The sequence below is a fragment of the Caldicoprobacter sp. genome (assembly GCF_047459465.1).
In the GTDB taxonomy this organism is placed as follows: domain Bacteria; phylum Bacillota; class Clostridia; order Caldicoprobacterales; family Caldicoprobacteraceae; genus Caldicoprobacter.
Genome location: NZ_VSCO01000037.1, coordinates 1 through 15,185, shown reverse-complemented (window position 1 = coordinate 15,185; position 15,185 = coordinate 1). Strand labels below are relative to the sequence as shown.

Sequence of the window (15,185 nt, the reverse complement as noted above, 5' to 3'; positions counted from 1 at the left end):
GTGCCTATTTGACTTAGCAGCATGGGGGACACTGAACCATAAAACACCATACCATCCTCTATCTTCTTATTTTGAAATCCTTTGAGCACCATATCCTCCAGCGTTTCGCTCACCTGCGGCTGGCTTCTCATATACTGAAGCGCCTTTATCACATCCTGATTGGTAACTATCCCCACCAGTTTCCTGTTCTCCACCACAGGCAACAACTCTATACCTTCCCAGATCATTATGTGGGCAGCATACGCTATAGTGGTCTTGGGCCCTACTGTAATCGGGTTAGGGGTCATGAGTTCCTGTACCGACTTCCCCTCGGCATCGGCTATATCCTTGGAAGTGACAATCCCTACCACGCAGTGGTTCTGATCCACCACCGGGAACCTGCTATGGCCGGTGGTATAAAAGAGCATTCTCCATTTTTCAATGGTATCGTTTACGCTAAGATAGTGAGGATTGGTCACCATGATGTCTTCCACAAGCAAAATATCCTTTTTTATCATCCGTTCGGATATAGCCTTATTGATCATGGTAGCGATGGTAAAGGTATCATAAGTAGAGGTTATGACTGGGAGTTCCTTGGCATCAGCCAGATCGCGTATCTCCTGGCTACATGAAAAACCACCGGTGATGAGGACGGCACAGTCATTCTCCAGTGCAAGGCGATGGGCTTCCTCCCTATTCCCAACTATCAGCAGGCTTCCCGATGAAAGGTACTTCTTCATAGCATCGATGGTCATAGCCCCTATGACAAAGCGCTACAAGGTCTTGTCCAGCCCTTTTCGGCCGCCCAGCACCATGCCATCCACTATGGATACCACTTCTGCATAGGTGAGCCGTTCAATATCCCTTTTTTCCACCTTTTCTATGCGAACTGTACCTACTCGTGGAAGGGTCTTTACGTATTCCAGGCTCTCGGCTTCCTTTATGGCACGGTATGCTGTGCCCTCGCTGACCCCCATTTGCTGGGCAATTTTGCGAACCGATATGCGCGTCCCTACTTCCAGCTGCTTAATGTATTCTATTATAAGGTCGTGCTTAGTGCTCATGCCCTCACCCTTCTATAAGCTTACATGGCTCGACATTATTGTAACACTTTCTCGCACCATATACAATATGCTCCAAACTTCGTTCAAATGTACTATGAAGCGCTGTTGTGCGGCACCTCTGAAAAGTTTGAGTCAATCAAACGCTGTATGGTTGTCATGGCCTTGCTTTCATCCTCACCTTCGACGATTATGGTGACCTCATCCCCCTGTCGTATGTCCAGCGACATAACCCCCATGATGCTCTTGGCGTTTACCTTTTTAAGCCCTTTGACAACCCATATGCGGGATGCAAACCTGCTGGCCACCTGCACGAACAAAGCCGCTGGGCGCGCTTGAAGTCCGGCCTGATGTTCAATGATGAACTTAGCCTCCAACACCTATATCTCCCCCTTTTTCTTTTCTCTCAGCGCATCGGCAATTTCGTCCAGCTTTCGTAAACGATGATTGACGCCCGACTTCCCGATAGGCGGAACCAGCATGCTGCCCAATTCCTTCAAGCTAGCATCCCTATACATAAGCCTCAGCTCCGCAATTTCACGAAGCTGTGGCGGCAGTTTATTAAGCCCTATGCTCTGGTGTATATATTCTATGTTTTCTATCTGCCTTATAGCAGCGTTGACCGTCTTGCTTAAGTTGGCAGTTTCGCAATTCACAATTCGATTGATGTTGTTGCGCATATCCTTGCAAGCTCTTATATTTTCGAGCTCAAGTAAAGCCTGGTGAGCACCTATAATATTGAGAAAATTAGCAATATATTCTCCTTCTTTGAAATACAGCACATGCTTGCCTTTTCGCTCCATGATTTTGACCTGCATGCCAAAACGCCCTACGAGATTGCTTAAGGACTGGGCATACTGCAAATCATGGGTCACAATTTCCAAATGATAGTTTCTCTCCGGATCACTTATATAGCCACCACCGAGAAAAGTGGCACGTAAATAAGCCCGTTTGCAGCATTCATTTTCAACAAGAGCAGGATAAATACCTGCATAGATATTGGTGTTGCCCATTTCATCACTGTAGAGCACATGGGCGTCCTCTAAAAGCGCCCTTGCCTCCGAAGGATTTAGCACCGCTATCATATAAACGTTTTTCTTATTAAGCCTTCGATTCTTCCGTATCAGTATTTCAGGCTGAACCTTATATCTGCCTTTCAGCAACTTAAATATGCGGCGAGCCACCGAAGCGCTCTCGGTGCTAAAATACAAGCCCACCTCATTATTCCCCATAAATAACATGGTACCGTTTATGCGAAGGAAAGCTGCCAGTTCAGCCTTCATGCAGCAGTCGTCACCTAGCGGCATGCTACACAGCTCGCTTTTTACGCTTGAGGAAAATGACATGAAAGCTCACTCCGTATTTTGGCTTTTTTCAGCTTCTTGAGCAATCTTGATTATCTCATAAGCAAGCTTTTGGGGATTATGTCTAATAAGGCTCCTTGAAAAGTCGGACAGATCAGCCTGCACGTACTTAATTCCCATATCCCTCAATTTATGCAGATCAGAACAATCGACCGGCTCTGCGCCTTCCAGCCTGTATTTTTTTAACAGCTCATCAGGGAAATTTGAACGATTTACCAAAACAACGTCTATTATATCAGCTCCGCCGTGCTTTATGATGGCATTGACGTGGTCCACAACCGAATAGCCCGTGGTCTCCCCGGGCTGGGTCATCACGTTACACACGTATATCTTTAAAGCCTGACTTCGGTGCAGTGCCTGGGCTACCTCTTTAACTATGATGTTTGGAATAATGCTGGTATAAAGGCTGCCCGGTCCCAGCACTACTATATCGGCCTCTTCGATGGCCTTTACCACGTCGGGAAGTGCCCTGCAGTCGGGATTGTCCATAGAAATCTCCTTTATAGGGCTGTTCTTCTTAATCTGCTCGTCTGGAATCCTGGATTCTCCATGTATAACGGTGCCATCTTCCAGCGTCGCTACCAAATGAACGTTCTCAAGGGATACCGGCAGGACACGGCCTGTCACTGCCAGTACGCTGCTCACCTCTTTTATGGCGTTTACAAAGCCACCGGCGATATCAACCATTGCAGCAATTAGCAGGTTACCCAGGTTTTGCCCTTTAAGCGAGCCCTCCTTGAAGCGATATTGAAGTAGCCGCTCCATGATGGGCTCCACATTGGCAAGCGCCAAAATGCAGTTCCTGATATCGCCAGGAGGCAAGATCCCCAAATCTTGGCGGAGCATTCCTGAACTGCCACCATCATCGGCCACCGTTACAACGGCCGTTATGTTAGGAGTGTATAGCTTAAGCCCTCTAAGCAGGGTTGAAAGCCCGGTACCTCCGCCTATGGCCACCACCTTTGGCCCTTTAGATGGTCCAATTTTATTGCGGAAGGGCTGTTGAAGCTTTTCATTTCCTTCTCGTACCCACTTAAAACGCTTAAAGGCGTATGAAAGGCTAATTCCCAGTGCCACTCCCACAACAATACCAGATACAAATTCCATACCTCATCACTCTTCCCCACTCTGGATATCGCGGTGCACAACATCAGCACGATGCCCTTTGTTTCTGAGTATCTCATAGATGGCATCAGCAATGGCTACCGAACGGTGCCTTCCCCCCGTACATCCTATGCCTATAACGAGCTGGGATTTGCCTTCTTTAATATAATAAGGAATCAGAAAGTCCAGCATGTCTTCCACCTTATTTAAAAATATTTTTGTTTCAGGAAAAGAAAAAATATACTTCTTGACATCCTCATCCTTGCCGGTATGGTTTTTAAGCTCATCTATGTAAAATGGATTTGGAAGGAATCTAACGTCAAACACCAGATCAGCATCCACCAAAATGCCATTCTTGTATCCGAAGGAGACCACAGAAATGACCATGCCATTGGAGGCTTGACTGTCACCAAACAGATTGAGAAGGGTTTCTTTGAGCTGTTTGGGTTGCATATAGCTGGTGTCTATGACATAAGTAGCCTTTTCTTTAAGGCTCTTTAGCCTCTCGCGCTCCATATTTATCCCCTGGATTATTCTTCCCTCTCTTACCAGGGGATGCATGCGCCTGCTTTCCTTATACCGCTTTATCAGAACGTCATCGGCTGCATCAAGGAACAGAATTTCATAGTCGTATCCCAATAATTCCTTTAGGTTGTACAGGCACTCAAACAGGTCGTCAAAGAACCCTCCCCCGCGGATATCCACCACAATGGCAACCTTATCGATTTTGCCTGACGACTGATAACACAGCTCGGCAAATTTGGGAATAAGCTTGGGCGGCAAATTGTCGACGCAAAAAAAGCCTATATCCTCCATATACCGAATAGCAAGGGTTTTGCCCGCTCCCGACAGGCCAGTAACTATCACGAAGCGCATACACCCTACTACCTACCTTCCTTTGTATACATTGCGCCGTCATATCAAAACTTCTTATTACATTATAACACATTTAATACGAAAAATCTTGGGAATTTAAAATCCTATTAGGAGGAACCCCGGCCCTTTGGGCAATCATAAGGCCTCTCTCCATATTTCCTACATCCTCAGGGGTATGCGCATCGCTGTTTATGACAAAGAGGGCACCCTCCTCCATTGCCACCCTGACATACTCCTCGGTCATAAAGCCATGGCTGCTGTTTATCTCCAGAAAAACTTTGTGCTCAGCAGCGTGTTTTGCCAGAAGGCGAGTGTCTATATCAATCTTGGCCCCCGGATGGGTGATGGTGTGTATGGGATAGCGCTCCATCGCCCGTATCATCGCCATGGTGTTGTCATATCGCAGCTTTTGTGCATCACAGAAGGGTACTGCCCTGCACAAAGCATTTTTTAGAAACAGCCTCCACCCATCCTTAAGGGACAATGGCATGACCGCTTTATGAAACCCCATCAAGATGATGTCAAAGGCGCCTATATACTCCTGCGGTATGTCTATATCCCCTTCCAGGCTGATCAGATTGGCCTCCACGCCAAACAGTATCTCTATATCTGTATATTTCTTTCTTAAAACGTCGATCTCTCTCCTCATCCTGTCTATGTCTTCAAGGCGCATGCCCATCCCTATGTGGTTAAATCCATGATCGGTTATGGCAATCCTCTTGAGGCCCCGCCTTCGCGCGGCCATAACGTTCTGCTCAATGGTACCTTTCCCGTGGCTGTAACGCGTATGCGTATGATAATCAGCTATCAAGCGATACTCCATAATATTACCCCTTTTATTCTTCGCCTACTATCTTGATTTCGGGTTCAAGCTCTACCCCATATCTTTCCCTAACCCTTTGTTGGATAACCTCAATGAGCGTCAGCACATCCTTTGCAGTGGCATTGCCAACATTGACTATAAACCCTGCGTGTTTTTCGGATACCTGAGCATCGCCTACCCTAAAACCCTTGAGCCCGGCCTCTTCTATCAGCTTGCCCGCAAAATAGCCCGGTGGACGCATAAAAACGCTGCCTGCGCTGGGCAGCGAAAGAGGCTGCTTTTCCTGCCTTCTGCGCGTCAGTTCGCTTATGACAGCCTTTATATCTTCATACTTTCCGGGGCTTAAGGCCAACTCTGCCTCCAGCACTATGAGGCCTTTTTTTTGGACATAGCTAGTACGATAGCCAAATTCAAGTTCAGCGTTGCTGAGGCAAAACTCATTTCCCTGGGCATCCATGACCTTGGCCCGGACCACTATATCCTTCATCTCGCCACCATAGGCTCCTGCATTCATGACGATAGCTCCACCCAGCGTTCCAGGTATGCCGCTTGCAAATTCCAGCCCTTTAAGTTCGGCCTGAAGGGCTTTTTTGGAAAGGGTGGAAAGAAGCGCTCCTGATTGAGCCCTTATAGTACAACCTTCAACCCATATGCCGTTGAAGGTGTTTGCGATCTTAATGACCACGCCCCTTATGCCTTTATCCCTCACTAGCAGATTGGAGCCATTGCCCATCACCATAAAAGGCACATTCCATTTTTGGCATACCTTAAGGGTATGGCGGATATGCCTAATTTCTGAGGGAAGCACCATCAAGTCTGCCGGTCCACCGATACGAAATGATGTATGGCTCTTCATGGGCTCATCTTTAAGAAGCTGTTTCTCAGGAATAACGCTTGATAATTCTTTATACACTTCATGAATATTCATGGCACAACTCCTATTATACCGATTTGGATTAGGTTCGACACAACAACATATTAAGTTTAAAACATTTTCATTTTATTGACAAGCATCAATGGCCTACCCCTTGAACGTTAAGTTGCTGTTTTAACCTGTCGTACTGGTTTTCCAAAATCCGTAATGCCTCTTCATCGCCAGGACCATAGATGAAATTTTTAAGGGAGGTCTCCAGCTGGTGCATTTGGGGATCATCGGCATATATATCGTCTATACCATTGATTACGGGAAACATGCCTACGGTTTTGAGTTCCCGCTGCGCTCTATCTTCAAGCAATCCCTTTAAAAAGGATACGCATAACTCAAGCTTTATGCGGTCATCGGTCCTGAGTATCCCAAAAGCCGCCACCTGATCCAAAAACATGCCGCTTCCGTCGTACGGCAAAGCTTTTACGGCTATCTCAAATCCCTTCCCAGATTGCTGTAAAGCCCTCATCTGATATATGGCCCTGGTACTTGCAAGCATTATTCCAACCTTTCCCTGCCCCGCAAACAGGTCCCAGGCCTGGTTATAAGAAAAGTCCATCATGCCTGACGGTAAAGCGCCGATATTATGCCACCGTATCAAATAGCCATAAGCACTTTCATTTACTATTTTTTCCCGGTCACCATAAATAATACTCAGCAGAGGGCGGCTATAGGGGGTAGAGTATGTACAAAAGCCGTAATATTGCTTTTCAGTTTTGCCCTTCTTCTCTGTAAAAGTCATGGCCCTCACCGCTGAATCCAAAAATGCAAAGTCCAGCTGGCCTTCGGGAATGACAACCCCACTTTCATGTGCTAGCTGAAGATTAAAGAGGATGGCATAAGCCCCCATCATATACGGCACCCCTATCATCCTGCCATTCCTTATAACATGGTTGTATGCAATGGGGTTTAGCCTTTTCAAATCTTCTTGACCAAAGAACTCATGCAGGTCCACCAAAAGGCCTTCGGGAATTATATCCTCGTACACAGGTAAAGCGATGATATCGGGAAGAAGGCTTTCCCTTTCATTTCCCTGGAAATACATCTTCACCCTGGAAGGGGTGATATTCCTGACATCGATGAAGACACCGGGGTTCTGCTTCTCAAACCTCTCAATTTGAAGATTCAGCCATCTGGTGTTGCTCCCCGTCCCGCATTCTATGAAGTTAACGTTCCACAGCGTTATCAGGCCCGTCCATTCAGACTTTTTTCTAAAGAGGGGTTCCAGAAGATCAGTGAGGTCCCTTGGATTTTTATTTTTGAATAGCACCTGCCATCCCAGAAGGAGTACAGCCAATAATACCGCATACAAAAAAAGAGTAAATGGTTTTACTTTAAGAGTCATATGGCCCCTCCCGTCAACTTCTTTTCGCATTACCGGGGATGAGGCTTTCTAACAATAGCAGTAAAACCCTTTACTCCATTTATATTTATAAAGCCCATATAGTATTCCTTTACCTTAGAAGTGTTAAGCCTTTCAAAATGGAAACAGACAGACCATCACCCTATCCCATACGAGAAAATATTAGAGCATCCAGACGAGGCAGAAAAGCTCAGTCTTCCCTATTCATCTGTATTAAAGCATTGAGCCTGTTGTCCAACTCACGTGCAGCATGATACCCCATATTCTTGAGCCTAAAATTGCGGGCAGCCACCTCAACTATGATGGCCAGATTCCTTCCCGGCCGAACGGGAAGCACTATTTTGGGCAGCTTAACGCCCAAAATCTCGATGTACTCTTCATCCAGCCCCAGCCGGTCATACTCCTTGTTGTCATCCCACAGCTCCATCTGTATCACCAAATCCAGGGGCTTGTTGTTTATAACTGCGCCCACGCCGTACATGGCCTTTACGTCTATTATGCCTATCCCTCTTATTTCCATAAAATGCCTTATGAGTTCGGGTGCCTCGCCTATCAGGCGGTTATCGGCTACCTTCTTTATTTCGACGGCGTCATCAGCCACAAGGCGATGCCCTCTCTTTATGAGCTCCAGCGCCGTCTCGCTTTTGCCTATGCCACTTTCGCCCATCAGAAATACCCCAACTCCATATACGTCCACCAATACCCCGTGCCGTGTTATCCTTGGCGCCAAAGCAGAGGCAAGATAGCTGGTAAGCTTGCTCACTAGATTGGTGGTGGCCAGCTGCGATCGAAATATCGGACGATGGTACCTCTTTGCGGCTTCCACCAAATAATTAGGTACTTCCATGCCGCGGGATACTATGAGGCATGGAATATCGTATTTAAAAAACTGGCACAGCCGTTCAAAACGAATTTTGGGATCCAAACCGTTAAGATAGGTCATCTCCGTCTTCCCTATTATCTGGATCCTCTCACTGGCGAAATAATCAAAGAAGCCGGCCAACTGAAGCCCCGGCCTGTTGATATCGCTGGTGGTTATGCCGATCTTCGAACCATCGCTCATATATATGACTTCAAGGTCAAAAGCCTTAATGATGTCCTGTATTGGAACAGAATTCAAATGGTATTCCTCCCCCCTAACACAAATTTCTCCAGCACGTGGGCAACGCCGTTTTCATTATTGGAATAAGTTACGTAATCAGCATGAGACTTTACAATTTCAGGGGCATTTCCCATCGCTACGCCCAATCCGGCATAGGTAAGCATTGGTATATCGTTAAAGCTATCACCAATCGCGATGACCTCATCGGGCTTGATGCCGTACATCTCTGCAAGATACCTCACGGCATTTCCTTTGGTAGCCTCTATATTGGTGAACTCCAGATAATGGGCCTTTGATATGGTAACCTGCAGCTTGCCAGCGAACTTTTCCTTATAATGCTCCATCCATCTTAGGATATTTTCGGGTTCATCAATCATTATTAATTTGGTAGGTTCTTTTTCTAAAAAGTCCTCAAGAGGACCTACGGCAGTTCCCACAATGCCGCTTACTTTAAAATACAAGTCCGAATACTTGTTATGCTGCTCGAAATAGTACTCATCATCTATATAGACCTGCAGGTGTATATCGTTCTTCTTGCTCTCCCTAATGATCTCCCGGGAGAGGTCAAGCGGCACCGGATAGTGCAAAAGCACATTTTTGGACAACGCGTTTATTACCAATGCCCCCTGATAGGTGATAACGGGTACATCGATCCCCAACTGTTTAACATACGGAAATGCTGATTTAAACATTCTGCCTGTGGCTATGGTTACGATAACCCCTTTCTCCATTGTACGGCGTATTGCTTGAAGGTTCTCCTGGCTGATTGTAAGGTCATCATCCAGCAGCGAGTCATCCAGATCGATTGCCACCATCCTATATTTCAAACCCTGTCACCTCGTTAATGTATTATGACGTGAAAATATCTATTGAGATGATATTTGCGTAAAATAGCATAACGTCATTACATTATTCGCTGGCGCGATGGGATAATGGCCCATGCGATCACATAAGCGATAACCCCGCCGATGAATGCGGTCAAAAAAATCGACGCAAGCACCCATATCAACCTCACCAGAGTGGAATCAATGCCTAAGTATTCGGCTATGCCACCACACACGCCGGCAATCTTCTTGTCAGTTTCTGAAAGATAAAGCTTTTTCAACGCCAACACCCCCTCTTTCATCAATAAGTATATAATGCCAGTTAAGCTGATGTCCAGCTTTTTTACTCATCATTCCCCGCGCAAATACTCAATGATATTTTGGGCAGCCTGCCTGTTCATCCCTTCTACGCTGGCCAGTTCCTCTATCGTAGCATTTTTTATGGCCTCCAGAGTGCCAAAATGCTTGAGTAACGCCGATCTGCGTTTGGGACCTATTCCGGGTATATCCTCCAAGACTGAACGCAGCCCACTCTTTTCCCTCAAGCTACGGTGGTAGCTTATAGCAAATCTATGGGCTTCATCCCGAATCCGTTGCAGGAGATGTAGGGCATCGGAGTTTTTGGGAATGTTGACCGGATCGCTTTTCCCCTCCACATACACTTCTTCCAGCTTTTTAGCCAAGCTAATGATGGGAATATCCTCAAGCCCCAGCTTTCGTATGACTTCAACGGCTACGTTTAACTGCCCTTTTCCTCCATCGATGAGCACCAGATCGGGCAATTTGGAAAACTTCCCTTCTTCAAGAGGCTTTCCCTGCCGCTTCAGTTCAGCAATCTCTTGTATGCCGCGCCTGAAACGCCTTTCTATCACCTCAGCCATGCTGGCAAAGTCATTGGGGCCCTCAACCGTCTTAATCCTAAACCTCCGGTAATCGCTTTTTTTAGGCTTACCTCCCTCGAATACAACCATGGACGCCACCGTTTCGGTTCCCTGAATGTTGGATATGTCAAAGGCCTCTATGCGGAAGGGAAGCTTTTCTAACTCAAGATACCCGGCCAATTGCTCAACAGCCCCAACAGTCCTTGCCTCTTCTCTCTTCAGCTTATCCTCCAGGTTGCGTAAAGCGTCCAGGGCATTGTGGAGCGCCATATCCACCAGATCTTTCTTATCCCCTCTCTTGGGCGCGTGGATATACACCCGGTTGCCCCTTTTCTCGGTCAGCCATTTCATTATGACTTCGTCATCCTCAATATCTTCCTGTACCAAAATGACTTTAGGAACGTACAGCGACATGCTGTAAAACTGCTTGATAAACGACGATATCACTTCTTTAAGTTCGGTATCCTCCGTGTCGTCCAAAATAAACTGTTCGGTGCCGATCAACTTGCCATTTCGTATGAAAAAGACCTGGGCCACGGTATTGGAGTTCCCTTGAGCAAAAGCGATTACATCCATATCCTCCACCGAAGAGGTATACACCACTTTTTGATTTTCCCTTATGCGTTCAATGGCAGCAATCCTATCCCTGTACCGCGCCGCCTTTTCAAACTCCAGGTTATTGGCCGCCTCAGCCATCTTGGTCCGCAAGTCTTGTAACAAATCGTCGTGCTTGCCATCAAGAAATTTGCATATCTCCTTGACCATCGCCTGGTACTCTTCCTTGCTGACATTGCCCTGGCAGGGCCCCAGGCATTGGTTTATGTGAAAATACAGGCAGGGACGTCCCTCCTTTACGCCTTCCCTCACATCTTTGTTGCACGACCTTACTGGGAATATCCTGCGCAGCAGATCAATAGTCTCCCTCACCGCCTTAGCGCTGGTATATGGACCAAAGTACCTGTTTTTATCCTTCTTTATTCTACGGGTTATGACTACTCTAGGGAATTCTTCTTCTGTGGTCACCATTATATAAGGGTAGGTCTTATCATCCTTGAGCAGCACGTTATACTTTGGTCTATGCTTCTTTATTAAGTTGCATTCTAGTATGAGGGCCTCTAGCTCGGAATCGGTGAGTATATATTCAAAATCCCGTATCTGGCTGACCATAACCTTGGTTTTGGGAGAATGGTTACGAGAAGACTGAAAATATTGCCTTACCCTGTTTTTGAGCGACACGGCCTTGCCCACGTAAATGATTTCGCCAGCCTCATCCTTCATCAAATATACTCCTGGATGGTCGGGAAGTTTCTTCAGCTTCTCCATCAGATGCTCCATATCCAACACTGCCTTTCTGAAGGTAACCCTTTATTACTTATTTTAGCACATTCCATGTTACAATTCATCTTTATAACAAGGCTTTAATTTTGAGTTTACGCCATAAAAAGAAGCCACATCTTGTGTGGCTTTCCAAGGCTAGCTCTATAAAAAAGTTCATAGGTTAGGATACTCACTGGTAAAATCGTCATGGCTATCCCACAGAAAAGTATACTTACAGGTATACTTACAGGTCCACCTTACGGATGCAACATCCTTACGAGCGGTGTGGCGCCTTTAAAAAGGATAGGCGCGTAAGAGCACTGTACACCACCAGGGTTATAGCCGAATCCACCAGATGGTGAAGCACGCTTCCTATTCCCACCACGACAAATGCTTGATTCAAATTATATCCAAATGGCAATACCACCAGTGCCTCCAGCAATCCGTGAATAGGAGCTGTCATTAAAAGCACAGCGTGAAATGGCATACCCTTTTTGAAGGCATACGCGCCTATTCCTCCAAATATGGCATGCATCATAGCTCTGGCGCCGATTACAGGTGATGTCCTGAGCATAAAACCCAGTCCAGATACCACACCCGTAAATATCGCCACCGCAGGGCTTACGGCAATGGAAAGCAATATCGGAACATGGGAAGCAATGGTAGCCGAAAAAGGTGGAATGTGCACCATCAGAGGCGTATTGGCAAACAACATGGGAATTAAAATGGCAACGGCGGCCAGCAGCCCTCCCACAACGATATCCCTGATTTTCATGGCTTTTTCTCTCCCTCCCCATAAGATGCTGCTACATATTAAGTAACTTAAACATTGCTAAATAGATTGCTAAATAGCAGTCCAAATACACTTCGTCAACTTGTTGACATATTATACTCCCAAAACAGTTGTCTTGTCAACAGTAAAGTCCCATGTCTTGTCATAATTATATAACACGCTGTAATCCCAATTGCACATCTCTTATCAAAAAGTTACAGCAGGGAGGGAAAATCAATAGCCCAGTTCAACCGCTTTTTCAATGACCTTCTTGGCAAGAGGCGCTGCCTGCGTTCCGCCTGTTTCGCCCTGGCCTACATCTTCCACCAACACGGCAATGGCCAGCGTGGGATTATCAACCGAAGCGAACCCCACAAACCAGGCAAGGTTTCTGTTTTGTTGATCTTTTGTTCCCTCTTCGGCTGTACCGGTTTTTCCTGCAACGGTTATTACGCCTGATTGTGCCTGTTTACCAGTACCCTCTTGTACCACCTTGATCATCATGTCTTTGAGGATCCGGGCACTCTCTTCATTCAAAACTTTTCTGTATACGCTTGCCTTTAATTGCTTTTGGGTATCGCCATTGCGCCCCACTACCTTGTACAGAAGTTTGGGCTCCATCATGACTCCATCATTGGCTATGGTAGCCGCAATCATAGCCATATGAAGTGGTGTCACCAGCACCTTGCCCTGCCCTATGGCCGTCCAGGCCATCTCCGGCTTGCTGGTTTTATAGGTGATGGGAAGGCTGCTCATCTTCATCCTTATATCCGAGAACAGGAAGTCCTCATTAAACCCAAATTTCTTGCCCATTTTTAATAAACTCTTCCATCCGATTTCTACCCCTAAATTCGAAAACGTGGTATTGCAGGAAACCGCCAGTGCCTGGGCCAAATCCACCTCACCGTGTGCCTCTCCTTTATAACACTGTACCCTTGTGCCATCAAATTCAACAGCGCCGGTACAGTTAAATTTTCTTTCCCCTATGTTTTCTATATTTTCCAGCGCCGCAGCCGCTGTAACTACTTTAAACACAGAGCCGGGGGGATATAGCCCCTGTGTGGCACGATTCAGCAAGCTATCATCGTCGACATTGTCCATATCGTTGGGATTGAAGGTAGGATAGCTCACCATGGCAAGTATTTCACCGGTTTTGGGATTTAGCAATACCACGCTACCCTTTTTGCCCTGCTGCTTTAAAAGCTGGGTGATGTAATCCTGAAGCCTAAAGTCTACCGTCAGAACCACGTCATTTCCCCGTTCCTGAGGTAAAAAGGCTTTCTGATATATCTTTTCTATTAGGCTGTTGTTGTATCCCATAAGATAATATACATAGAACGCTTCCACGCCCGTCCGTCCGTATTTGCTGTGATTAAATCCGACGACGTGAGCTACGCTGGCAGCCTTATCGTGATATACCCTAAAGTAGTATCTTTCGCTTTTCCCTGTAGTAGGATCTTTTACTACTTCCTCCTTAGTTTCCGCCAATACTACGCCGTTTCTGTCCATGATACTACCGGGTATTATGCGGGGATTTGTCTCGTCCATCTTTACGCGGCTATTATATGAATCTGAAAACCACCTGCTTCCGTAGAACACCACGGCATAACAGAAGTAAGCAATCAGTGATAGATAAAGCGCTGTAAGCACCAGGAGCACGCCAATGGAATTTCTCTTTATCTTACTCTTGTTCATCGTATCTTTCATCTCCTTCATGGCGCAGTTGTGCTTCCTCGTCCTTACTTTTCCTCCTGTTTTTTATGGCTATCCCCTGGATGATCCCCAACAGCCCAAAGCTCACCAGCATGGAACTGCCACCATAGCTGACGAAGGGCAAGGTGACCCCCGTCAAGGGTATCATCTTAATAACCCCGCCTATTATAGTAAAGCTCTGGATGGCAAGGGATATGGTAGCTCCCATGGCCAGCAACATATCTCCTGGTTTTTGCGCCTTAAGGGCAATGGCTACTCCTCTTATCATTATCAACATATAAAGCCCTATTATGAATACACCGGTTATTATCCCCATCTCTTCGCAAATTGCGGCAAATATGAAATCGGTTTTTGAAGCAGGGATTACATGGGGCGAACCCAAACCCAGGCCAAGGCCCACCCAACCACCGCTGGCAATGGCTATCAACGATTGAGCAATCTGGTATCCCCTGTTCTCTACATCCGCCCAGGGATTATACCAAGCGGCTATACGGGTTCGCACGTGCCCAAAGAGATGATAGCTTATAACGGCGCCTATGAAAGCCAGAAATGAAGCGCCAGCGGCTACTAGCCAGTCGGAGGTGGCTGTATAATAGAGAAACACGAAGACGCAAAAATAAAGAAATGCTGCTCCTAGATCCTTTTGCAGCACCACCAGCAGTATCACCAGCGCCGTAAATAGCAGTACAGGTAGGCGCCTTAATCTGCTCTTATTCTCCTTCAGATCAGCGCTCAAAACCAATACCAGGATAATCTTTACAAATTCCGATGGCTGCACGTTGTATTTCCAGATTTGTATCCAGTTTTTTGCCCCTCCTATCTCCTTCCCTATAGCCAGTGTCAGTATCAAGACTCCTAAGCCAACAACCATTAAAGGATAATTAAGCTTATCCCAGTACTTAAAATATTTTACATATAGGATTGTAAGCAATAAAAAAATGCTGCCCAAGCCAAACCATTCCACCTGGCGAAACGCAAGGGTAGGCTGCAGCCTCTGAAGCACGACGAAACCAACTATACACAAAGTATCAACCATCAACAGCAAATATCTGTCCAATCTACTAAACAGATAGCACAATAG

General features: G+C 46.3%; 16 protein-coding genes. All 16 read right to left on the bottom strand.

Translation table 11 applies throughout. From position 1 onward, the window contains the following. A partial coding sequence (locus FWJ59_RS04110; RefSeq protein ID WP_414480717.1) for a CBS domain-containing protein occupies positions 1–734 on the bottom strand: 734 nt, incomplete at its 3' end. A gap of 18 nt (positions 735–752) precedes the next feature. Next, on the bottom strand, positions 753–1,043 hold the full coding sequence (locus FWJ59_RS04105; protein ID WP_414480716.1) for a GntR family transcriptional regulator: 291 nt from the start codon (positions 1,041–1,043) through the stop codon (positions 753–755). 92 nt (positions 1,044–1,135) lie between these two features. Beyond that, a complete protein-coding gene (locus FWJ59_RS04100; protein ID WP_414480715.1) occupies positions 1,136–1,420 on the bottom strand; it encodes an HPr family phosphocarrier protein in 285 nt (94 codons plus the stop codon). Beyond that, the gene (gene whiA / locus FWJ59_RS04095) at positions 1,421–2,386 is read right to left on the bottom strand and encodes a DNA-binding protein WhiA (RefSeq protein WP_414480714.1); all 966 of its coding nucleotides are present in this window, start codon (positions 2,384–2,386) and stop codon (positions 1,421–1,423) included. A 6-nt stretch (positions 2,387–2,392) separates the two neighbouring features. Next, the gene (locus tag FWJ59_RS04090) at positions 2,393–3,511 is read right to left on the bottom strand and encodes a gluconeogenesis factor YvcK family protein (protein WP_414480713.1); all 1,119 of its coding nucleotides are present in this window, start codon (positions 3,509–3,511) and stop codon (positions 2,393–2,395) included. A 6-nt stretch (positions 3,512–3,517) separates the two neighbouring features. Further along, positions 3,518–4,384, bottom strand: a complete 867-nt coding sequence (gene rapZ / locus FWJ59_RS04085; protein WP_414480712.1) for an RNase adapter RapZ — start codon at positions 4,382–4,384, stop codon at positions 3,518–3,520. A gap of 73 nt (positions 4,385–4,457) precedes the next feature. Further along, a complete protein-coding gene (locus FWJ59_RS04080; RefSeq protein WP_414480711.1) occupies positions 4,458–5,207 on the bottom strand; it encodes a PHP domain-containing protein in 750 nt (249 codons plus the stop codon). Positions 5,208–5,220: 13 nt separating this feature from the next. After that, positions 5,221–6,135 (bottom strand): UDP-N-acetylmuramate dehydrogenase, encoded by a 915-nt coding sequence (murB, locus tag FWJ59_RS04075; protein ID WP_414480710.1) that lies wholly within the window; start codon positions 6,133–6,135, stop codon positions 5,221–5,223. Between the two features lie 85 nt (positions 6,136–6,220). Beyond that, positions 6,221–7,477, bottom strand: coding sequence for an ABC transporter substrate-binding protein (locus tag FWJ59_RS04070; RefSeq protein WP_414480709.1), 1,257 nt, complete (start codon positions 7,475–7,477; stop codon positions 6,221–6,223). Between the two features lie 208 nt (positions 7,478–7,685). Beyond that, complete coding sequence (gene hprK, locus FWJ59_RS04065; protein ID WP_414480708.1) at positions 7,686–8,615, bottom strand: HPr(Ser) kinase/phosphatase; 930 nt, start codon at positions 8,613–8,615, stop codon at positions 7,686–7,688. Further along, a complete protein-coding gene (locus tag FWJ59_RS04060; RefSeq protein ID WP_414480707.1) occupies positions 8,612–9,424 on the bottom strand; it encodes a Cof-type HAD-IIB family hydrolase in 813 nt (270 codons plus the stop codon). Before FWJ59_RS04060 ends, hprK begins: the two co-directional genes overlap by 4 nt. 77 nt (positions 9,425–9,501) lie before the next feature. After that, positions 9,502–9,702 carry a PspC domain-containing protein gene (locus tag FWJ59_RS04055; protein WP_414480706.1) on the bottom strand — a complete coding sequence of 67 codons (201 nt, stop codon included), beginning with the start codon at positions 9,700–9,702 and terminating at the stop codon, positions 9,502–9,504. A 69-nt stretch (positions 9,703–9,771) separates the two neighbouring features. Further along, entirely contained in the window at positions 9,772–11,637 is a 1,866-nt protein-coding gene (gene uvrC, locus FWJ59_RS04050; RefSeq protein WP_414480705.1) for an excinuclease ABC subunit UvrC, read from the bottom strand. A gap of 256 nt (positions 11,638–11,893) precedes the next feature. Further along, positions 11,894–12,394 carry an ECF transporter S component gene (locus FWJ59_RS04045; RefSeq protein WP_414480704.1) on the bottom strand — a complete coding sequence of 167 codons (501 nt, stop codon included), beginning with the start codon at positions 12,392–12,394 and terminating at the stop codon, positions 11,894–11,896. 231 nt (positions 12,395–12,625) lie between these two features. Next, on the bottom strand, positions 12,626–14,086 hold the full coding sequence (locus tag FWJ59_RS04040) for a peptidoglycan D,D-transpeptidase FtsI family protein (RefSeq protein ID WP_414480703.1): 1,461 nt from the start codon (positions 14,084–14,086) through the stop codon (positions 12,626–12,628). Beyond that, on the bottom strand, positions 14,073–15,185 hold a 1,113-nt coding region (locus FWJ59_RS04035; RefSeq protein WP_414480702.1), incomplete at its 5' end, for an FtsW/RodA/SpoVE family cell cycle protein. The genes FWJ59_RS04035 and FWJ59_RS04040, both read right to left, overlap by 14 nt.